The sequence below is a fragment of the Enterococcus sp. 5H genome, assembly GCF_028128615.1.
In the GTDB taxonomy this organism is placed as follows: domain Bacteria; phylum Bacillota; class Bacilli; order Lactobacillales; family Enterococcaceae; genus Enterococcus_L.
Genome location: NZ_AMDP01000002.1, coordinates 39,778 through 61,154 on the forward strand (window position 1 = coordinate 39,778; position 21,377 = coordinate 61,154).

The window sequence follows — 21,377 nt, forward strand, 5'->3', positions numbered from 1 at the left end:
ATGTAAACAGTCCTTTAATATCATACTCTTTTTTTTGAAAAAATGTCAGTGAAAAAACACTGAAAATTAGTGGAGAACTCATTTTTATTGATAAACGGACGTCATCCATCTCTGATTGTTTAAGAACTGTTATACTAAATTGAGATTAACTGTACTAAAATCTTTGCTTTTTTGTTATACTTTTTAATAGAGCCAATTGACATGAAAGAAGTTACTGTCCTGATTAGGATAGATTTGTTTAGAATTAAGACAGATATCAATGAGATCAAGAAATTTGAAAACGCCGTCAGATAAATAGAAGGCTGTAGTAAATGTTTAGACGCATAAGGAACAACTGAAATAGGAGGACGTTATGGCTACAAAGCATGATCAAATTTTAAAGTATATAGAAGGATTGCCAATTGGTGATCGTATTTCGGTTAGAAGTATTGCCAAAAATCTTGGTGTGAGTGAAGGAACTGCCTACCGAGCGATTAAAGACGCTGAGAATATTGGTTTAGTTTCAACGATTCAACGAGTCGGTACTATTCGGATTGAGCGAAAATTAAAAAAACATATTGAAAAACTAACTTTTGGCGAGGTTGTACGAATTATTGAGGGCGATGTCCTAGGCGGATCAGCTGGTTTGGATAAAGTCTTAAACAAGTTTGTTATTGGAGCAATGACCGAAAAAGCGATGACACGCTACATTACTCCTGGGTCTTTAATGATTGTTGGGAATCGCCAAGGTGTTCAAAAATTGGCTTTGGAAAATGGTGCAGCTGTATTAATTACGGGTGGTTTTGACACTGAAAATGAAATTGCTGAGTTGGCAGATGAACTTGGAATGCCGGTTTTAAGAACGACTTACGATACATTTACAGTAGCCACAATGATTAATCGCGCTTTAAGCGATCAGTTGATTAAAAAAGATATTATGCTTGTTAGCGATATTTATACAACGCTTGAAAAAACCAATTATTTATATACAACGAATACTATTGCTGATTATCAAAAATTATCTGAAAAAACGCAGCATTCTCGTTTTCCTGTTGTAAATAAAAGCTTAAGATTAGTTGGGATTGTTACAGCAAAAGATGTTCTAGGAAAAAATGAAACATTGATGATGGATAAAGTCATGACGAAAGATCCAATTGTGGTCAAAAAAATGATGAGTGTAGCTAGTGTTAGTCATCAGATGATCTGGGACGGATTAGAAGTGATGCCAGTTGTCGAAGATGATTTATCTTTAGTCGGTTTTGTTTCTAGGCAAGATGTGATGAAAGCAATGCAACTGGTTCAGCGGCAGCCGCAAATTGCTGATACGATTTCTGACCAAATTTCAGGTGAAGTGATGCCGATTGAAGAGCGGATAGAAGGCAGCAAAGCAGATGAGCCTCATTTTAAATTTACAGTTGCACCACAAATGGTAAACAGTGTTGGGACAATTTCCTTTGGTGTATTGAGTGAAATTATTGCAAATGTGACCCAACGGACAATGATTACTAATCAGCGCAGAAATGTATTAATTGAACAAATGAGTCTTCATTATTTACGATTGATTCAGTTAGAAAGTGAATTAGATATTCGTCCACGAGTAATGGAAATCGGGCGTCGTTCGGCAAAATTAGATATTGAAGTCTATTTAGAAAATGCATTAGTTGCCAAAGCGATTGTTGTTTGCCAAGTGATGGAGCGGACTTAGGAGGAAGTAAAATGAATGTTACAGATCAAATTTTAACTGAAATTAAAGCATATCAAACGATTATTATTCATCGACATCAAAGACCTGATCCAGATGCATTAGGTTCCCAAGTTGGACTTGCTGAGATTTTGAGAACTAGTTTTCCTGACAAAGATATTTATCAAGTTGGCGGACCAGTTGAAGGTTTGGAATTTTTAGCGTTAATGGATGAGGTAGCTGATGATGTTTACCAAGGTGCATTAGTGATAGTCACCGACACCGCAAATTCTCCAAGAATAAGTGATGATCGCTATACTTTAGGAGCTAAGTTAATTAAAATTGACCATCATCCTAACGACGAACCCTATGGTGATCTAGTTTGGGTGAACACTGAAGCCAGCAGCTGTAGTGAAATTATTTATGATTTTTATAATCATCATCAAGATGAATTAGTGCTGAATGATGCAGCGGCTCGCCTTTTATATGCTGGAATTGTTGGAGATACGGGACGTTTTTTATATCCTGCTACCACTTCACACACGTTAAAAGTTGCAGCTGAATTGATGAGCTATGATTTTAATCCAACAGATTTAAATCGGGAATTAGAGCAAATTCCAATGAGTGTAGCAAAATTAGCAGGTTATGTTTATCAAAATATTGAAGTTGATCAAAATGGTGCTGCAAAAGTCATTTTACCGCAATCATTGCTATCTGAATATGGAATTGTCGATTCAGAAACGGCAGCGATTGTTTCGTTACCAGGCGTGATTGATGAAGTTCTTGCTTGGGGTATTTTTGTGCAACAACCTGAAGGATATTACCGTGTGAGATTGCGTTCTAAAGGACCAGTGATTAATGAGTTGGCAAAAAAACATCATGGTGGAGGACATCCTCTAGCTAGCGGTGCTAATGCTAAAAACCTGGACGAAGTTGCAGAAATATATCAAGAAATCCAACAATTATGCAAAAATCATAAAAAATAATTCATGAAAGTGTTTACAACGTCATCTTCGTCCGATATACTTTACTTAGTTGAATAACGGATAGTGATTGTTTCAGTACAAGCTAAACCTAGTTATGCCAGATCATTTATTTGGTATAGTTAGGTTTTTCTTTTTGAAGACGGTTGGTCTATTGTTTAACAAAAAAGGAAATGATAGAGGAGAGAATAGGATGAAAATGAAAAAAATGGTTGTTGGTGTAGCAATGATGGCGCTGGTATTGGCTGGATGTAGCAGTGGGACAGCTAATGAAGAGAAAAAAGCAGAAACAAAACCGAAAGAAAGTTCTGAGGTTGTTATTTACTTGGCTAGACATGGTAAAACAATGCTAAATACAGTAGATCGTTCTCAAGGCTGGATTGATGCACCATTAACCCCTGCTGGCGTTGAAGTTGCAGAACAATTAGGCAAAGGTCTGACGGATGTAACTTTTGATAAAGTCGTAACAAGCGATAGCGGGCGCGCTATTGAAACAGCTGAACTTGTCTTAAAAAATAATGGGCAGGAAGATCTAATCAAAGCGATGACCAAAGATAAACGTTTAAGAGAATACAATTTTGGTACGTATGAAGGACAAATGAATGAAGATATGCAAGCAGCGGTAGCCAAAGTTAAAGGTCAAAGCTATGAAGAATACAGTGAGTGGATGAAAGAAGTTGGTTTTTACAAAGGGATTATTGACTTTGCAGATATTTTATCTGATTTAGATAAGAAAAATGTTGAACCTGGAGTGAATTGGCCTGCAGAAGATAGCCAGACAATTGTAACTCGTTTAACAGAAGGTTTAGATGATCTTGTAAAGGATGCGCAAAAAGAAGGTGCCAAAAATGTTCTTGTCGTTTCGCATGGAATGAGTATTATCACTTTACTAGGTGAATTAGATGCAAAGGCTGATTTACCGGATGGTGGGTTAAAGAATGCTAGTGTCTCTAAAGTAACGTATAAAGATGGTAACTATACAATTGATAGTGTGAATGATCTTTCGTATGTTGAAAAAGGAGCAGAAAGCAAATAAACATTGACGGACTGATTTAATTTCAGGCTTTTAACTAGGGCTTTCCTTTCATCTGGAAGTGCGATAGAATGAGATGACAATAGTTTAAAGGAGAATCTAAATGGAAAATTTACCAAGTTGCCCAGAATGTGGCTCAACCTATACTTATGAGGATCGCGGCATGATCATTTGCCCAGAATGTGGACATGAGTGGTCACCAGCGGAGTCAAAAGAAGAAGTGGCGGCTGCCATTAAAGACTCAAACGGCAATATTTTAGCTGATGGTGATAATGTAACAGTCATCAAAGACTTGAAAGTCAAAGGTGCGAGCGGCGCAATCAAGCAAGGAACGAAAGTTAAAGGTATTCGTTTAGTTGTAGATGCAGCGGATGGACATAATATTGATTGTAAAGTTGACGGATTTGGTCCGATGAAATTGAAATCTGAATTTGTGAAGAAGAATTAGACTAAAAGAGTGGGACAATAATCAGAATTTTTCTGACAATTGTCCCTTTCTTGATTTTCCGCTGATTTTACGTATTTTCCCGAAACGAATGAACTCTTTTCACCCCACGCCAAAGATTCACAATCGCTAACACACCACCCAAAAACAAAGGCAGCCACAACCATTCTGGTGAATAACCTAATTGATTCAATTGCTCAGTAGAGTGGTTATCTTCCAAAGTCCACAAACCTTGTAAAACCTGAAAACTAAACGCCATCATAAAAGTGGCAATCAATAAGAGTACAAAACCAATATAGTGAAGTTTACTTTTTTTTCGAATAATAGCAAAAATAATATATAAAAACACCAGAAAAGCTGGAACACCAAACGCAAAATATGGATTTAACATATCAAAACCTCCTGACCTAAAATACAAAATTAACTACTGTAATCATACTGCAAATTGATCTAATTGCAAAATATATATTTTTGATAAGAATTCAACTTTTTGAAATGACAAACCTGTTTTTTTCCTCTAAACTAAAAAGTGAGGGAGTGAAACAAGATGTCAGCTTATGCAGAACCAATCAAAACAGCAATGCTTATTTTTCCGTTTTTAGCATTTGCAGTATCTTTTATTTTTATTATCTATGAATATCGAAAATATGGCACTTTTTTATTTAGGAAAGCACTAATACTTTATTCCTTTGTTTTTTACTTACTGTGTGCTTATTTTTTGGTTATTTTACCATTACCGCCGCGTGATGAAGTGGCCCAATACACGAGTCAAATAATCGAACTACGGCCCTTTTATTCAATTGTTCATTTTTTAGATGAAACGGTTTTGAATATTCATGATCCTAGTACCTTCGTCCCAGCGTTAAAACAAGGAGTAGTGTTAGAGCCGCTTTTTAATGTATTATTGTTAGTACCTTTTGGTGTTTATCTGCGCTACTTTTTTAAGCTATCTTTTAAAAAAGTTATTTTGGCTAGTTTTTTGCTATCATTATTTTTTGAGTTGACTCAATTAACTGGACTATATTTTATTTACCCAAGACCCTATCGCTTAGCCGATGTCAATGATTTAATCAATAATACACTTGGCGGGATTGTCGGTTATGCAGTGACGCCGATGTTGACCTTTTTATTTCCTAGTAGAGATGAATTGGATCAAGCCGCCTATAAAAAGGGGCAATCAGTTAGTCTATACAGACGTTTGGCAGCTTTCTTGATTGATTGGTTCGTGATTGGTATTGTTCAAATGATTCTGATGATCTTAGCCAATTTAATTCCTTCCTATCGAGCGTGGTTTGCAGGTTATTCAGAGTTAGAAAATCGACTTTGGTTTTTCATCATGGTCTTTCTAGTCTTTATGTTGATGCCGACATTCACTAATGGCAAAACGCTTGGTAAAAAAATTGTCCGTATTCAAGTAGTTGAGGAAGGTCGTGAGAAAATCCGTTTTAGAGCATTGTTTGTTCGTTATGGCTATCTGTATTTTGTTTATGGTTTGATAACTACTTACATGAGTGATTCAGCGGACTTACTGAATTCAAGTAATCGGATGCTGCAGCTGGTCAGTTTAATGTTATTTTTATTCTGTGCTTTATTACTGGGTTTGTTTATACTCAATGTGCTAGTTGTATTAATTCGGCGGAAAAGACGATTGTTTTATGAAAATGCCAGCCATACGTATACGATCAGTACAATAAAAAGAGAAGAAAATGCAGAAAACGACTAAGGAATTTTGATTTTTATGTTATAATGCATGAGGACTTACACAACAAGTTTGAAAGAGGTGAGGAAAATGAGTTCATTTAAACAATTTCAGTTCAACGACTTTATTATGAACGCATTAGCAGATAAAGGGTTTGAACAGCCGACAGAAGTACAAGAAAAACTGATTCCAGTGATTAAAAAAGGAAAAAGTGTGATTGGGCAATCACAAACTGGTAGTGGAAAAACCCATACTTTTTTATTACCATTAATGAATAAAATTAATCCTCAACTAGATGAAGTACAAATTGTGATTACAGCACCTAGTCGAGAATTAGCCAATCAAATCTATCAAGAAGCCATTCAAATTGGTAAATTTAGCCAACCTGAGATTCGTGTGACAAATTTTGTCGGCGGAACGGATAAACAACGCCAAATTTCGAAATTAAAAAACCAACAACCTCATGTGGTGATTGGTACTCCAGGACGAATTTTAGATTTGATGAATGAACAGGCATTAAAAGCACATACAGCTTTTGCTTTTGTTGTTGATGAGGCAGATATGACCTTGGATATGGGCTTCTTAGAAGAAGTGGATCAAATTGCTGGTCGTTTGCCGGATCGCTTACAAATGCTGGTTTTCTCTGCAACGATTCCTGAAAAGTTAAAACCTTTCTTGAAAAAATATATGGAAAATCCTGTTGTAGAACATATTAAACCTAAGAATATCATCTCTGAAACCATCGATAATTGGTTGATTTCTACTAAAGGAAAAGATAAAAACCGTTTAATTTATCAACTATTGACGATTGGACATCCTTACTTAGCGATTGTTTTTGCCAACACAAAACAACGTGTGGATGAAATTACAGAGTATCTTAAAGGTCAAGGATTAAAAGTTGCGAAAATCCATGGCGATATTACACCTCGTGAGCGCAAACGTGTGATGCGTCAGGTTCAGGATCTAGAGTTTCAATATGTAGTGGCGACTGATTTAGCTGCTCGCGGAATTGATATTGAAGGGGTTTCTCACGTGATTAATGCAGAAGTTCCTAGTGATTTGGATTTCTTTATTCACCGAGTCGGAAGAACGGGTAGAAATGGTTTAGAAGGAACAGCAATTACGCTATATTCACCAGCTGATGAAGAAGCGATTTCTGAAGTTGAGCAGTTAGGTATTGAGTTTCATCCAAAAGAAATCAAAGATGGCGAAATTGTTGATACCTATGACCGTAATCGTCGTACCAAGCGCGAAAAAAGTCAAGAAGTTTTAGATACTACGTTAGTTGGCTTAGTTAAAAAGAAAAAGAAAAAAATTAAGCCGGGCTATAAAAAGAAAATTGACCGTGCGATTTCCGAAAGTAACCGACAAAAACGGAAAGTTGAACGTCGTCAGCAAACGAGAACGGCTAGAAAATCGAAAAAAAATAGCAATAAATAAAAATCAGCAGCAAGATGTTTTATTCATCTTAGCTGCTGATTTTTTTTGACATTTTTACACATAGAATTCCGTCTTCCAAGTATTCATCAGAATGAATAGAATAACCTAAGTTTTCGTAAAACAAAATAGCAGAAGTTTCTGCTGAGAGTAGGCTAAACTGGCAGCCTTCATTAATCGCTTTTTGTTCCAATAATAATAGTAATTTTTTCCCAAAACCTTTTCCACGAAAATTCTTTTTTATACATAAGCGATCAGGTTGAATGGTTATGTCGTCTTTTTTTTGATAACGAATGGTTCCGATAACAAGAGAGTCTTCATAGGCAACAAAATAATTTCTATCAGATATATCTAATGAATCAAACTCATCTTGCGGTAATATACCTTGTTCCAGTACAAAAACCTCATAGCGTAAGGCGAAAGCTGCAGCTTGATGCCAGCGCTCACTGCCAAAGTGAATATGCATAGGTAACCTCCGGATAATATTTTTAAGAAATGGTACATTCAGTGGTATACTTAATCATAACAGATATTTTTGAAATGTACGAGGAGGGTTTTATGTGGACCTGTTTGAACAAATTGAATGGACAAATTGGAAAAAGTTGAAAGATCCTGAAAAAGAAGCATTACTGCAGCAATTATTAATGTATTTTGTTCCTCCGACGATGGAAGTTACTACGGTTGACTTGGTTGATTTTGAATTATACGGAATCAAATGTCGAACGTTTGAGCTGGAGTTAGATGGTGAATTATTTGTTTTTATACCGGGAAATACAGAGGCAATTCTTGGTTGGGATTTAGGAGCTGAAGGTTTGAGACCTCATGAACTATTGGGCTATGATTCAGATAAATTAGAGAGAAATACCTTTAAAACCTCGCTTACCAATGATGCGATCATTCCCTCGGATTCATGGGATGAAGAAGATGAACGCTATGATTTGGCTTCTTTAGAAGGTGTTTCTAATTATATAAATGATCGTACAACTCCGTTACGAAAGGTTGAAATTCCTGCAATGATTGTTCAGAAATATGCATTGCCGGCAGGGACGACGTTTTTAGGGATTTTTGATACGGTCTCTGGCACGTTTGAGGGAGAATTGGACCAATTTACGCCTTATGAAGAATCGATTTGTGAAAAGCTATTTCCTGTTTTAACCGCGGCTGAAAGTTTCCAATGGTCGTTCCCTAAGACAGTTTTAGAGGAAAATATGTATTATTTAGAATTTTTACCAGAATCTGATTATTATTTTGTCTATCATCACAAGGACTATACGCATGAATCATTAAAATTGGCGCTTAAAAGACAAGGCTTTGATTTGTTGACAGAAGATCAATGGGAATTTTCAGTTGGTGCAGGAACACGACGGTTATTTCGCTGGGGCAATGAATTACTGATTCAAGAAAATGAATCAGGTCGCCAAATTAAAGGGAAAATGAATGGTTCTAATATGTTCGGTTTATTAATTGATACGCAGCAAAAACGGTTTGAATTGACTGCTGACAAGGAAATTTCTAAACTTGGCTATATTCAGGAAGAGAAAGAAACGTTGATTGAAAAAATGTTGCCACTGTCAACTTATTTTCGTCCGAATCATTCAATTGAAACAGAGCAATTATTGGATCCAAATCTGTATAGTTACCGTAAGGCAATTATTATAGGAAAGTAAAAATTAGATACTTATTGACAATTGTGCAAAAAATCCTTATAATTCAACATGTCTGAAAGAAAATATAAACTAAAAAATGAAGATTAGAGACATTTCTCTTGGCTGAAAAGAAATGCTTTATTGTGTTTATATGCTCCCTTTCTATAAATGTGATAGAAATATCACCGCTACTCCAGCGTTAACTGGAGGCTTAAGAGGTAATGAATTCAAACGATGTTCATTGCAAACAAGGTGGTACCGCGTTTTTGTCGTCCTTGTATTGCAGTGGCATCGTTTTTTTATTGTTAACATTGAAAAAACAGAAAGAGGTTACGTAAAATGAAACAATTAACAAGCAGTCAAGTGCGTCAAATGTATTTAGACTTTTTTAAATCAAAAGGACATTCAGTTGAACCAAGTGCATCTTTAGTACCAGTAAATGATCCAACATTATTATGGATTAATTCAGGTGTAGCAACGTTAAAAAAATATTTTGATGGTTCGGTTGTTCCAGAAAATCCAAGAATTACCAACGCGCAAAAATCAATTCGAACGAACGATATCGAAAATGTTGGGAAAACAGCTCGTCATCATACAATGTTTGAAATGTTAGGGAATTTTTCTATCGGTGATTATTTTAAAAATGAAGCAATTCATTGGGCGTGGGAATTTTTAACATCTCCCGAATGGATGGCTTTTGATCCGGAAAAATTATATGTAACAGTTTATCCAAAAGATACAGAAGCTAAACGAATTTGGCATGAAGAAGTAGGCTTATCAATGGATCATATCATTGATATTGAAGATAATTTTTGGGATATTGGTGCGGGTCCTTGTGGTCCGGATTCAGAAATTTTCTATGATCGTGGTGAGTCATTTAATGATGTGGCTGAAGATGATCCGGAAAATTATCCTGGTGGTGAAAATGAACGTTATCTTGAAATTTGGAATCTAGTATTTTCTGAATTTAATCATCAAGCTGATGATACGTATGAACCTTTACCACATAAAAATATTGATACGGGCATGGGCTTAGAACGTATGGTTTCTATTGTTCAAGATGCGCCAACCAACTTTGAAACAGATTTATTTTTACCAATTATTGATGCAGTTGAAAAATTAAGCGGACAAGTAAAATACGGTCAAAACCCACAAACAGATATTTCGTTTAAAGTAATTGCTGACCATATTCGTGCGTTATCTTTTGCGATTGGTGATGGTGCTTTACCATCAAACGAAGGCCGCGGTTATGTATTACGTCGTTTATTACGTCGTGCCGTTATGCATGGAAAAAAATTAGGGATTAACGAAGCATTTTTATATAAATTAGTTCCAGTTGTTGGTGAAATCATGGTGAGCTATTATCCGGAAGTTTTACAACAAAAAGAATTTATTGAAAAAGTAGTCCGTACTGAAGAAGAACGTTTCCACGAAACAATTAATGAAGGTTTGGAAATCTTAAACGAAGTTATTGCTAAAGTTAAAACAGCTAACGAAGATACTTTGAACGGTAAAGACATTTTCAAATTATATGATACTTATGGTTTTCCGGTTGAATTAACAGAAGAAGTCGCTGAAGATGAAGGTTTAAAAGTTGACCATGCTGGTTTCGAGAAAGAAATGGAAGCCCAACGTGAACGCGCTCGTTCAGCTCGTAGCAAAGAAACGTCAATGGGAGTTCAATCAGCTGTTTTAACGGATATTAAAGTTGAAAGTAAATTTGTTGGGTATACAGAACTTGAAATCAACAGTCAGTTGTTAATCTTGTTAAAAGATGAAGAAATTGTTAGTGAACTTTCAGAAGGAACAGCACAATTGATTTTCGCTCAAACACCATTTTATGCTGAAATGGGTGGACAAGTTGCCGATCATGGAACAATTACTGATGAAAATGGAACGATTGTCGCACACGTAGAAAATGTTTTAAAAGCACCAAATGGTCAATTTTTACACACGGTCCAAATAACTGGGAAGTTAGCAGAAGGTGCAAATTATACATTGCATGTAGATGAAAAAATGCGTAATCGTATTTTGAAAAATCATACAGCTACTCATTTATTACACCGTGCATTAAAAGATATTTTAGGCGATCATGCGAATCAAGCAGGTTCACTAGTTGCTCCGGGACATTTACGTTTTGACTTTACTCACTTTGGACAAGTAACACCAGAAGAATTAGTTCAAATGGAAGCTATTGTTAATGAAAAAATCTGGGCAGCGATTCCAGTTGAAACGGTTGAGACTGATATTGATACAGCCAAAAACATGGGAGCAATGGCACTCTTCGGTGAAAAATATGGTAAAGAAGTCCGTGTTGTTAATATTGGTGGTTACTCAATCGAGCTTTGCGGTGGAACACACGTGAATAATACAGAAGATATTGGTATTTTCAAAATTGTTTCCGAATCAGGTATTGGTGCGGGCGTTCGTCGTATCGAAGCTGTGACAAGCAAAGAAGCTTATGAATTAATGAACGAAGAAGAAAAACAACTAAAAACAATTGCAAGTATTGTTAAATCACCACAATTAAAAGAAGTTGTTTCTAAAACAGAACAATTACAACAACAATTACGTGAATTACAAAAAGAAAATGAACAACTTGCAGGAAAATTAGCGAATCAACAAGCTGGAGATATTTTCAAAGATGTAAAAGAGGTTAATGGTACAACTTATATTGCAGCTCAAGTGAACGTAAAAGACATGAATCAATTACGTCAATTGGCTGACCAATGGAAACAAAAAGAATTATCTGATGTGCTGGTTTTAGCGACTGCACAAGAGGAAAAAGTTAGCTTATTGGCTGCTATGAGTAAATCAGCAAATGAAAAAGGTTTAAAAGCTGGTGATTTGATTAAAGCAATTGCGCCGAAAGTTGGCGGCGGCGGTGGCGGTCGTCCAGATATGGCGCAAGCTGGCGGTAAAAATCCGGCTGGAATTTCAGATGCCTTAAATGAAGTTGATAGCTGGTTATCAAAGTAAATAAACCAAGATAAATGAAAGCGAAAAAGCAAAACAGAGTTGTGTTTTGTTTTTTCGTTTTTTTTACGTTCAAAGTCCTAATTCTTTCTTTTTTTTCATTTTGTTGTTAGATTTATTTTATAGTCATATTCATTTAATTTTAATAACCCATTGGAAGAAGGGCAGATACCTGTATTAATAAGTAAATTTTCAAAGAAGATATTATCAGGAAAATAGTTCGTTACTTAAAAATAAAGCAGTGTATACGCTTTTGAAAGGGGGCAGGGTGTTATTATCACACCCGTTGACAATGAAAACAGAAATGCTTGCGATGATCTTAGCAGGGGGACAAGGAACACGTTTAGGTAAATTGACTAAAAACATTGCAAAACCTGCAGTTCCTTTTGGCGGTCGATACCGAATTATTGATTTTACATTGAGTAATTGTGTGAATTCAGGGATAAAAAATGTAGGTGTCGTTACGCAATATCAACCTCTGGCATTAAATAATCATATTGGAAATGGTGCTAGTTGGGGATTAGATGGGATTGATTCTGGGGTCACTATTTTACAGCCGTATTCTAATGCAAATGGAGAAAAATGGTTTGAAGGAACAGCACATGCGATCTCACAAAATATTTCGTATATCGATCAAATGAATCCAAAGTATGTTTTAATTCTCTCTGGGGACCATATTTATAAAATGAATTATGAAAAAATGCTAAAGGAACATATTGCGAATCAAGCGACTTTAACGGTTGGTGTCATCGAAGTACCGATTGAAGAAGCATCACGGTTTGGCATAATGAATACAGATGAACAAGATCGTATCATTGAGTTTGATGAAAAACCAGCTGAACCCAAAAGTAATTTAGCCTCAATGGGAATCTATATTTTCAATTGGGATTGTTTAAGAAATATTTTGGTGAACGGCGATTCCACAGACGGTCAAATGCTGGATTTTGGTAAACACGTGATTCCTTCTTATCTTAAAGCAGGAGAAAAAGTGTATGCTTATCGCTTTAAAGGCTACTGGAAAGACGTGGGAACCATTGATTCTTTATGGGAAGCTAGTATGGAATTTATTAAGCCGGAAAATGATTTGCATATGAGAAATAAAAATTGGCGGATCTTTTCTAAAAATACAATTTCACCCCCTCATTTCATTACAAAAACAGCTTCTGTTAGTCAATCGCTGATAGTCGATGGCTGTTATGTAGCTGGGTCAATTAAGAATACGATTCTTTCGACAGATGTACACATTTCTGAAGGTGCAGTTATTGAAAATAGCTTGATTATGTCAGGTGCAAAAATCGGTGAAAATGTAACAGTTAAAAATGCGATAATCGGTGAAAATGCAGTAATTGAAGCTGGTTTAACAGTCTACAAAGAAGACGAAATTGAAGTTGTCGGCTATGCTGAAGTGAGAGGAGCGAAAAACGATGAAAGCCAATAATATTTGTGCGATTTTAGGAAATGTTCCCCGTTTTGATGGATTATTGCCGTTAACAGAAAACCGACCGTTGGACACTTTACCCTTTGATTGTAAATACCGTTTAATCGATTTTCCGCTATCAAGTATTGCTAATGCCAATGTTCATTCTATGTTTATGGTGTTTAATGAAGGCGAAACTCGTTCGCTCTTCGATCATATCGGTGGCGGAAAAGAATGGAATCTGGATTCAGTTCAAAATAGTTTTTTTATCTATTTTCACCAAGACTTTTTAAAACAAAAAAAAGAAGGCTTACCTTACTATGCATCAATTATAGATTATCTTGAGAAATCAGAAGCTGAGTATACTGTTTTTCTTGGCAGTAATATGCTATGTGCAATTGATTTACGTGATGTTCTAAAATTTCATGAACAGAAAAAAAATCAACTAACAGTTGTGTATAAAAAGACCGATCGTGGTACTGTGTCATTAAAAGATTATGTTGTGGATATAACAGAATCAGAAACTGCTCAAAATGTTCAATTGTTTGATGAACAAGACAAAGCCGAAACATTTAATCTATGTATGGATATTTATTTAGTTCAAACTAAATGGTTAATTGAGCAACTAGAAATTGGGCAGCAAAATGATAGTCCAATTAATATTCAAAAGTATTTAAGATCGAAAATTGGAGAAGTAGAGACTTCGGCCTATGAGTATACTGGATACTTGGCTAATATTTATGATCTGCAGTCCTATTTTAAAGCGAATATGGATATGCTGGAACAAAAAAACTATCAGTCTCTTTTATATTCAAATCAAAAAATTTATACAAAACTAAAAAATGAAGTGCCAACCTACTATTCAGAAGAGTCAAAAATAAAAAATAGCCAATGTGCAACAGGTTGTATTATCGAAGGTAGTTTAGAAAATAGTTTAGTTTCAAGAAGAACCAGTGTTAAAAAAGGTGCATCAATTAAGCATGCTATAATTATGTCCAGTGCGACTATTGGTGAGAATGCAAAAGTGGAATATGCTATTTTAGATAAAAATGTCACCGTAGAAGCTGGTGTAACAATCTGTGGAACTCCTGAATTTCCAGTGATTATTGAAAAAGGTCAAACAGTTTCTAAGGATGTGCTTGGAGGGATCGACGAATGAATGTCTTTTTTGCATCGGCAGAATGTGCTCCTTTTTTTAAAACAGGAGGATTAGGTGATGTGGCGGCTTCGTTGCCCAAAGCATTAGCCAAAAAAGCAACAGATATTTCGGTGGTTTTGCCATATTTCACAAAAATGCCCGAAATATACCAATCACAATGCCAAACACTTTGTAATTTTACAGTAGAGGTTGGCTGGCGAAAACAAAGCTGTCAAGTTAAGCAATTAAAACAAAGCAGTGTTACGTATTACTTTATCGAAAATGCCTATTATTTTGATCGCGAAAATCTATATGGGTATGGTGATGATGGCGAACGTTTTGCTTTCTTTTCTTTGGCAATCATTGAAATGATCAACAAACTGGAATTACAGCCAGAGATTATTCACGTAAATGATTTTCATACAGCGATGATTCCATTTTTGTTAAAAGAAAAATATGCAGCAATCAAAAATTTTCAATCGATACGTACAATTTTAACAATCCATAATATTGAATTTCAAGGGAATTTTGCTAAAGAAAGCTTACCTGATTATTTCGGAATTCCTTTGGAACCATATACGGATAGAAAAGAACTTTTCAGTGATGGGCTTAATTATCTTAAAACAGGTATTTTATTTGCAGATCATGTGACAACGGTTAGTCCGACATATGCCAAAGAGATTCAAACTCAAGAATTTGCTTTTGGTTTAGATCGGATATTAAGTTATCGAAAAAATAAGTTAAGCGGGATTTTAAATGGCATTGATTATGAACTGAATAACCCTGAAACAGATCAAGCAATTCCCGCACCGTATTCAGTTGATAATTTAGCGGACAAAAAGAAAAATAAGCAAGTATTACAAGAAAAAATGAATCTGCCAGTTAGGGATGAAATTCCACTGATTGGCATTGTTAGTCGATTGACTGCTCAAAAAGGTTTTTTGCTCGTATTAGATGAACTAGCTGAAATTCTTGATAAAGATGTTCAATTAGTGCTGCTAGGAACAGGTGACAAGGAAATCGAACGGTCTTTCCAGCAATTTGCTGAGCGTCATCCTGACAAGTTTAAAGCGAACATTACTTTTGATGTAGATCTTGCACAATTGATCTATGCTGGAGCGGACTTATTCCTAATGCCATCAAAAAGCGAACCTTGTGGCTTGTCGCAAATGCTGGCAATGCACTATGGAACACTTCCTATTGTTCATGAAGTCGGTGGTTTAAAAGATACAGTCATTCCATTTAATCCCATTGCAAAATCAGGAACAGGATTTGGCTTTACTAAATTTGATACAGCTGATTTAATAAAAAGTATTCAAGCGGCGATTGATTTATATTGGCAAAATCAAGAAGTTTGGCAAATTCTGATGAAAAATGCCATGGAGAAAGATTTTAGCTGGGAAAAATCCAGTCGTTTATATCTGGATCTTTATCAAAAAGCTATCTCCAGTTGACGAATAAACAAATTATTTGTATAATTTCTATGAGTATTGAATAACCAAAGAAAATAACTTTGAGGTGTTTTTTGTGAGTGTAAGTATCTAACTTAAGGAAATGAATAACTGAAGAAAAAATGACCAGAAGCATGGTTTCTTTAGTGTACCTAAGTTTGATGCCTATCTTAACTCATAAAATTAGTAGATAAACCTTTTTTACTATATCTATTTATTGATGATTGAGCGATGAGGGAAACTTCATCGTTTTTTATTTTTATTTTGTGTTCATCAATAAAAGGTTATTCAACAAGGTGGGTATCTCTATAAAGAAGGAGATACAAAATGAATAAACAAACATATGAAAAAACACAATTTAACCAAATAAAAGAAAAACTAATAAGCTATGCTATTAGCTCTTATGGAAAAGAAAATATTCGTAAGTTACAACCGAGTAGCCGCTTGGATGTTGTTCAAAAACGCCTGCAAGAAACTGCTGAAGCTAAAGCTTTATTGATGGCTAATTTACATGTTCCTTTTATGGGCTTAAATGCAATTGAGCACTTAACACAGCAAGTCGAAAAAGGCTTTATTTTAGAACCAGGTGAACTTGTTAATTACGCTGACTTTTTAAGAAGCAGCCGTTTAATCCAGAACTTTATGCAGAAAAATCAGTTTATCACACCTCTTTTGGCTAAATACAGCGAAACATTACAGGTTTTTCCTGCTATTGAAGATGAAATCTATCAAACGATTCGAAACAATCAGGTTGATACGGATGCCAGTCGAGAACTTCGTAAAATTCGCCGCGGGATACAAGAATGTGAAAAAGAAATTGAAAGCAAACTAAATTCATTCATTCGAAATGCACAAAACAAACCTAAAATCCAAGAAGCAATCGTAGTGAAGAAAAATGATCGTTTTACGGTACCTATTAAAGCAACATACAAAAATCAAATTTCAGGAACGATTGTGGAAGCTTCATCAAAAGGAACGACAGTATTTGTTGAACCAACTTCTGTAACGAAATTGAACGATAAATTGTATCAATTAAAAATGGAAGAAGCGACCGAAGTTTACCAAATTTTATCAACCTTAACAGGTTTGATTTCTGAGCAAATGGTACTAATTCAAGGGAACTTAGAAGTTGTTGCTCAGTATGATATGATTTTCGCTCGAGCAAAATATAGTCGGGAAATCAACGGTATAGAACCAAAAATCAATCAAGAGGGTGTTATCAAATTTGTTAATGTTCGTCATACTTTATTAGGTGAGAAAGCTGTGCCGCTGAATTTAACTTTAGGAGACGATTATCGAGGTCTAACAATCACCGGTCCAAATGCTGGTGGGAAAACGGTCGTCTTAAAAACAGTTGGTTTGATTTCCTTACAAACGATGATAGGGATGCAAATAACAGCAGATGAAGGAACAAATATTAGTATTTTTGATCAAATTTTTGTCGATATTGGTGACCAACAAAGTTTAGAGAATGCTTTAAGTACTTTTTCAGGTCATATGCAAAATATTTCAGAAATTTTGACTCAAACCAAAAAGAATAGCTTAATTCTACTAGATGAAATCGGTAGTGGAACAGAGCCGAATGAGGGAGCTGCCCTAGCGATTGCGATTATGGAAGCTTTCTATCAAAAAGGTAGCATCCTGATAACGACAACACATTATGGCGAAATTAAACGCTATTCTGAACAACATGAAGATTTTACCACTGCTGCAATGGCCTTTGACTCAGAAAATCTTACACCAAAATATCAATTAATTTTAGGTGAAACAGGTGAAAGTAACGCATTTTGGATCGCCAATAAAATGCAACTGAATCCGAACGTAGTTCAACAAGCGCAACAGTATTTAAAAACTAGAGAATATAATACTGCAAAAAAACAGTATGTGTTAATTCAACCAAAAGACAAAGAGCCAGCGAACTATCCCAGTTACGAAAAAGGTGATCGTGTTTTCTGGACAGAAAAGAAACAAATCGCTTTAGTTTATGAAGAAACCGAACTATCAAATGATGTGATTATTTATTTAGATCAAGAAAAAATTAAAGTGCATAAACGACAACTTAAATTAGAAAGCAGTAATAAAGATTTATATCCATCCAACTATGATTTAGATTCATTATTTGAAGATTTCCATGAACGGAAAAAGCGTAAAGACTTGGAACGTGGTTCGAAAAAAGCACACAAGAAATTAAAAAAAGAAATGCTTGAGAGACAACTAGCACAAAATCAAAATAAGCACTAAGGAACTTTTTAAAGCGTAGAAACAATTGAAATTTTGTTTGTTTTTACGCTTTTTTTATTTTAATAACACTTCTTCAGGTTTCAACGTTTTCTTCCCAATTTTTCAATGGTATAATGATTTCGGAGGAATGTAGCAGATGAATGAAAATCAATTATCAAAACGTTTAAATCGAGTAGGTGAATTTGTACCGGAGCAAAGTCGTTTAGCCGATATTGGCTCGGATCATGCTTATTTACCAGTCGCGTTAGTTTTACAAAATAAGATCCCATTTGCTCTTGCAGGTGAAGTGGTTAAAGGCCCATTTGAATCAGCCCAAAAACAAGTGAGAAAAAATGGATTAGAACAGCAAATTATCGTCCGATTAGCTGATGGATTGGATGCAGTGGAGAAAGATGATAACATTACTGCAGTAACCATTTGCGGTATGGGCGGCTCCTTGATTCGTGATATTTTAGATGCTGGCTGGAACAAGCAGCGTTTAAATGGAACTGAGCAATTAATTTTACAACCAAATATAGGCGAAAAAACATTGCGAGAATGGCTGACAGTTCATGGCTATACAATTTTGGAAGAAGATATTTTAGAAGAAAATAATAAAATATATGAAATTATCGTAGCAGCTAGAAAAGCAACACGGATTGCTTATTCAGAAAAAGAAAAACTGTTCGGTCCCTTTCTTATGCAGCAAAGATCAACAATTTTCAAAAAAAAATGGCAGCGAGAATTAAAACAGCGTGAGCATATTTTAGCTCAATTAACCCAAGCTGCTGGCGATCAGGAAGCAAGACAAGAACAACTTAAACGCGAAATTAATGAGATTAAGGAGGTTTTAGTTGATGAGTCTTAACGGCAACGAATTTATTCGTCATTTTGAAAATTATTGTCCCCAATGGTTGGCAGAAACAGGTGATCCAGTCGGTCTGCATATTGGAACCTTGAATAAAGACTTGAAGCGTGTTTTAGTCACATTAGATGTTCGTCCAGAAGTGGTTGCTGAGGCAATTGAAAAACAAGTCGATTTGATTATTGCTAAACATCCACCAATTTTTAGACCTGTAAAACGGTTAGAGACGGATGATTTACAAACGAGGATGTATGCTGATTTACTGAAACATAATATTGCGGTTTTTGCTGCGCATACGAATATGGATATCATTAATGATGGTTTGAATGATTGGTTTTGCGAGTTATTAGAAATTAAAAATACTACGTACTTAACCAAAACGCATACAATTCCATATAAAAAATTAGAAGTTTTTGTACCTGTTGATGATGCCCCTAAGATGCGTCAGGAACTGGGAAAAGCTGGTGCTGGTAAACAAGGAAATTATAAAAATACCAGTTATTCGCTTGTTGGTAATGGTCGCTTTACACCAACCGTTGGAGCTAATCCAACAATTGGTGAAATCGATCAAGAAGAAATAGTTCAAGAAACAAAAATCGAAGTTATTTTTCCAGAAACGATCCAAGCGAACGTTATCGAGGCAATGTTAAACGCACATCCATATGAGGAACCTGCGTATAATGTGCAACTAATTGAAAATCATGTAGAAACATATGGTTTAGGTCGGGTTGGAACCTTAGAAAAGCCGCTATCTTTAAAAGAATTTACAGCGATTGTTAAGGAAAAATTTGATTTAGATGGTTTGCGACTAGTTGCTGAGGATGAATCTAAACAAATTCAACGTGTGGCAATCTGTGGCGGCAGCGGAGAAAAATTTTTCCGTGATGCTTTAAAAAAACAAGCAGATGTCTATATTACAGGAGATGTTTATTATCACACTGGACATGATATGTTGACAGAAGGTTTAGCTGTGATTGATCCAGGTCATTATATTGAGCAATTGTGTAAACCAAAATTAGTCGAAAAGTTTAATCAATGGAAGCAAGAGAATAATTGGGATATTATTTTTATAGAGTCTGAAATTAATACAAATCCATTTAAATTTAGATAAAAAGAAAGAAGGAATTTCGTTATGTATGAAAATCTACTACCTCGTTTTTTACGCTATGTCAAAACAGAAACTCGCTCTAATCCTAAAAGTACAACAACTCCATCAACACAAACACAAGTTGCTTTTGCACAGACCTTAAAAAAAGAACTTGAAGATTTGGGTATGAGCGATGTCGTTTATAACGAGTCTAACGGTTTCGTAATTGCTACGTTGCCTAGTAATACAGATAAAGATGTTCGTTCAATGGGCTTTATCGCTCATATGGATACAGCTGATTTTAATGCTGTTAATGTAAATCCGCAAATTATTGAAAATTATGATGGGGAATCAACAATTAAATTAGATAAAGACGGTAAATTTACTTTAAATACAACCGATTTTCCTAATTTGAAAAACTATCAAAATCAAACTTTAATCACAACAGATGGAACGACACTACTTGGAGCAGACGATAAATCTGGAATTGCTGAGATTATGACAGCGATGGAAATTCTAATTAAAAATCCAACTATTAAACACGGAACAATTCGGGTTGCTTTTGGACCAGATGAGGAAATCGGCGTTGGTGCTGATAAATTTGATGTGGATCAGTTTAATGTTGACTTTGCGTATACAATGGATGGTGGTCCAGTAGGTGAATTACAATATGAAACGTTTAATGCCGCTCAAGCAGATGTTACCATTCAAGGGAAAAATGTTCATCCGGGAACAGCAAAAAATACGATGATTAATGCTCTGCAAGTAGCAATTGATTTTCACAACCATTTACCACAAGAAGAAGTTCCTGAAAAAACAGATGGTTATCAAGGATTTTTCCATTTAGCTCAATTGGCTGGTGCACCTGAAGAAGCGCAAATGACCTATATTATCCGCGATCATAATCGTGAAAAGTTTGAAGAGCGTAAAGAACTGATTACAGCAATCCAAACAAAATTGAATCAAAAATTCGGTCAAGAACGCGTTCAAATCAATTTATACGACCAATATTATAATATGGGGGAAATTATTGAGAAGGATATGAGTATCATTGAGCTGGCTAAACAAGCAATGATCGAATTAGACATTGAACCTTTGATTGAACCAGTTCGCGGTGGTACCGATGGTTCTAAGATTTCTTATTTAGGAATACCGACACCAAATATTTTTGCTGGTGGTGAAAATATGCATGGTCGTTTCGAATTCGTTTCTTTACAGTCCATGGAAAAAGCAACGGATGTCATTGTAAAGATTGCTGAGTTAAATGCTAAATAATTGCTTTCGATAGTAAAAAAAGCAAATAGGGAGTAAAGTTACAAG

Annotated in this window: 17 protein-coding genes; 15 read left to right on the forward strand and 2 right to left on the reverse strand. The window is 35.3% G+C overall.

What is annotated here, in order from left to right; all coding sequences use genetic code 11:
• The first annotated feature begins 352 nt into the window (after nt 1-352).
• From C240_RS00385 to C240_RS00400, 4 genes are all read left to right on the forward strand, one after another.
• The gene (locus tag C240_RS00385; protein ID WP_271489166.1) at nt 353-1,684 is read left to right on the forward strand and encodes a DRTGG domain-containing protein; all 1,332 of its coding nucleotides are present in this window, start codon (nt 353-355) and stop codon (nt 1,682-1,684) included.
• 11 nt (nt 1,685-1,695) lie between these two features.
• A complete protein-coding gene (locus tag C240_RS00390) occupies nt 1,696-2,646 on the forward strand; it encodes a DHH family phosphoesterase (protein WP_271489169.1) in 951 nt (316 codons plus the stop codon).
• A gap of 190 nt (nt 2,647-2,836) precedes the next feature.
• Nucleotides 2,837-3,679, forward strand: coding sequence for a histidine phosphatase family protein (locus C240_RS00395; protein WP_271489172.1), 843 nt, complete (start codon nt 2,837-2,839; stop codon nt 3,677-3,679).
• A 100-nt stretch (nt 3,680-3,779) separates the two neighbouring features.
• Nucleotides 3,780-4,124 (forward strand): zinc ribbon domain-containing protein YjdM, encoded by a 345-nt coding sequence (locus tag C240_RS00400; RefSeq protein WP_271489174.1) that lies wholly within the window; start codon nt 3,780-3,782, stop codon nt 4,122-4,124.
• 67 nt (nt 4,125-4,191) lie between these two features.
• Here C240_RS00400 and C240_RS00405 read toward each other — a convergent pair whose 3' ends face one another.
• On the reverse strand, nt 4,192-4,512 hold the full coding sequence (locus C240_RS00405; RefSeq protein WP_271489176.1) for a hypothetical protein: 321 nt from the start codon (nt 4,510-4,512) through the stop codon (nt 4,192-4,194).
• Nucleotides 4,513-4,668: 156 nt separating this feature from the next.
• Here C240_RS00405 and C240_RS00410 point away from each other — a divergent pair, with 156 nt between their 5' ends.
• Nucleotides 4,669-5,844, forward strand: coding sequence for a VanZ family protein (locus tag C240_RS00410; protein WP_271489178.1), 1,176 nt, complete (start codon nt 4,669-4,671; stop codon nt 5,842-5,844).
• A 66-nt stretch (nt 5,845-5,910) separates the two neighbouring features.
• Complete coding sequence (locus C240_RS00415; protein WP_271489181.1) at nt 5,911-7,260, forward strand: DEAD/DEAH box helicase; 1,350 nt, start codon at nt 5,911-5,913, stop codon at nt 7,258-7,260.
• A 28-nt stretch (nt 7,261-7,288) separates the two neighbouring features.
• On the opposite strand, the gene C240_RS00420 is transcribed toward C240_RS00415, so the two are convergent.
• Nucleotides 7,289-7,723, reverse strand: a complete 435-nt coding sequence (locus C240_RS00420) for a GNAT family N-acetyltransferase (protein ID WP_271489183.1) — start codon at nt 7,721-7,723, stop codon at nt 7,289-7,291.
• Between the two features lie 94 nt (nt 7,724-7,817).
• Between C240_RS00420 and C240_RS00425 the strand changes: the two genes are divergently transcribed.
• The 9 genes from C240_RS00425 (at nt 7,818) to pepT (ending at nt 21,332) form a co-directional block, all read left to right on the forward strand.
• Nucleotides 7,818-8,924, forward strand: a complete 1,107-nt coding sequence (locus tag C240_RS00425; RefSeq protein ID WP_271489185.1) for a DUF7278 family profilin-like fold-containing protein — start codon at nt 7,818-7,820, stop codon at nt 8,922-8,924.
• Nucleotides 8,925-9,242: 318 nt separating this feature from the next.
• Nucleotides 9,243-11,882: an alanine--tRNA ligase gene (gene alaS / locus C240_RS00430; protein WP_271489187.1), complete on the forward strand. Its 2,640-nt coding sequence runs from the start codon at nt 9,243-9,245 to the stop codon at nt 11,880-11,882.
• Nucleotides 11,883-12,171: 289 nt separating this feature from the next.
• Nucleotides 12,172-13,317 (forward strand): glucose-1-phosphate adenylyltransferase, encoded by a 1,146-nt coding sequence (locus C240_RS00435; protein WP_271490712.1) that lies wholly within the window; start codon nt 12,172-12,174, stop codon nt 13,315-13,317.
• Nucleotides 13,304-14,455, forward strand: coding sequence for a glucose-1-phosphate adenylyltransferase subunit GlgD (gene glgD, locus C240_RS00440; RefSeq protein ID WP_271489189.1), 1,152 nt, complete (start codon nt 13,304-13,306; stop codon nt 14,453-14,455). The genes C240_RS00435 and glgD overlap by 14 nt, the downstream gene beginning before the upstream one ends.
• Nucleotides 14,452-15,888, forward strand: coding sequence for a glycogen synthase GlgA (gene glgA, locus C240_RS00445; protein WP_271489192.1), 1,437 nt, complete (start codon nt 14,452-14,454; stop codon nt 15,886-15,888). The genes glgD and glgA overlap by 4 nt, the downstream gene beginning before the upstream one ends.
• A gap of 324 nt (nt 15,889-16,212) precedes the next feature.
• Nucleotides 16,213-18,126, forward strand: a complete 1,914-nt coding sequence (locus C240_RS00450; protein ID WP_271489196.1) for an endonuclease MutS2 — start codon at nt 16,213-16,215, stop codon at nt 18,124-18,126.
• A gap of 136 nt (nt 18,127-18,262) precedes the next feature.
• On the forward strand, nt 18,263-18,973 hold the full coding sequence (locus C240_RS00455; RefSeq protein ID WP_271489199.1) for a tRNA (adenine(22)-N(1))-methyltransferase: 711 nt from the start codon (nt 18,263-18,265) through the stop codon (nt 18,971-18,973).
• The gene (locus tag C240_RS00460; protein ID WP_271489202.1) at nt 18,963-20,081 is read left to right on the forward strand and encodes a Nif3-like dinuclear metal center hexameric protein; all 1,119 of its coding nucleotides are present in this window, start codon (nt 18,963-18,965) and stop codon (nt 20,079-20,081) included. Before C240_RS00455 ends, C240_RS00460 begins: the two co-directional genes overlap by 11 nt.
• A gap of 21 nt (nt 20,082-20,102) precedes the next feature.
• On the forward strand, nt 20,103-21,332 hold the full coding sequence (gene pepT, locus C240_RS00465) for a peptidase T (RefSeq protein ID WP_271489205.1): 1,230 nt from the start codon (nt 20,103-20,105) through the stop codon (nt 21,330-21,332).
• Nucleotides 21,333-21,377: the final 45 nt, after the last annotated feature.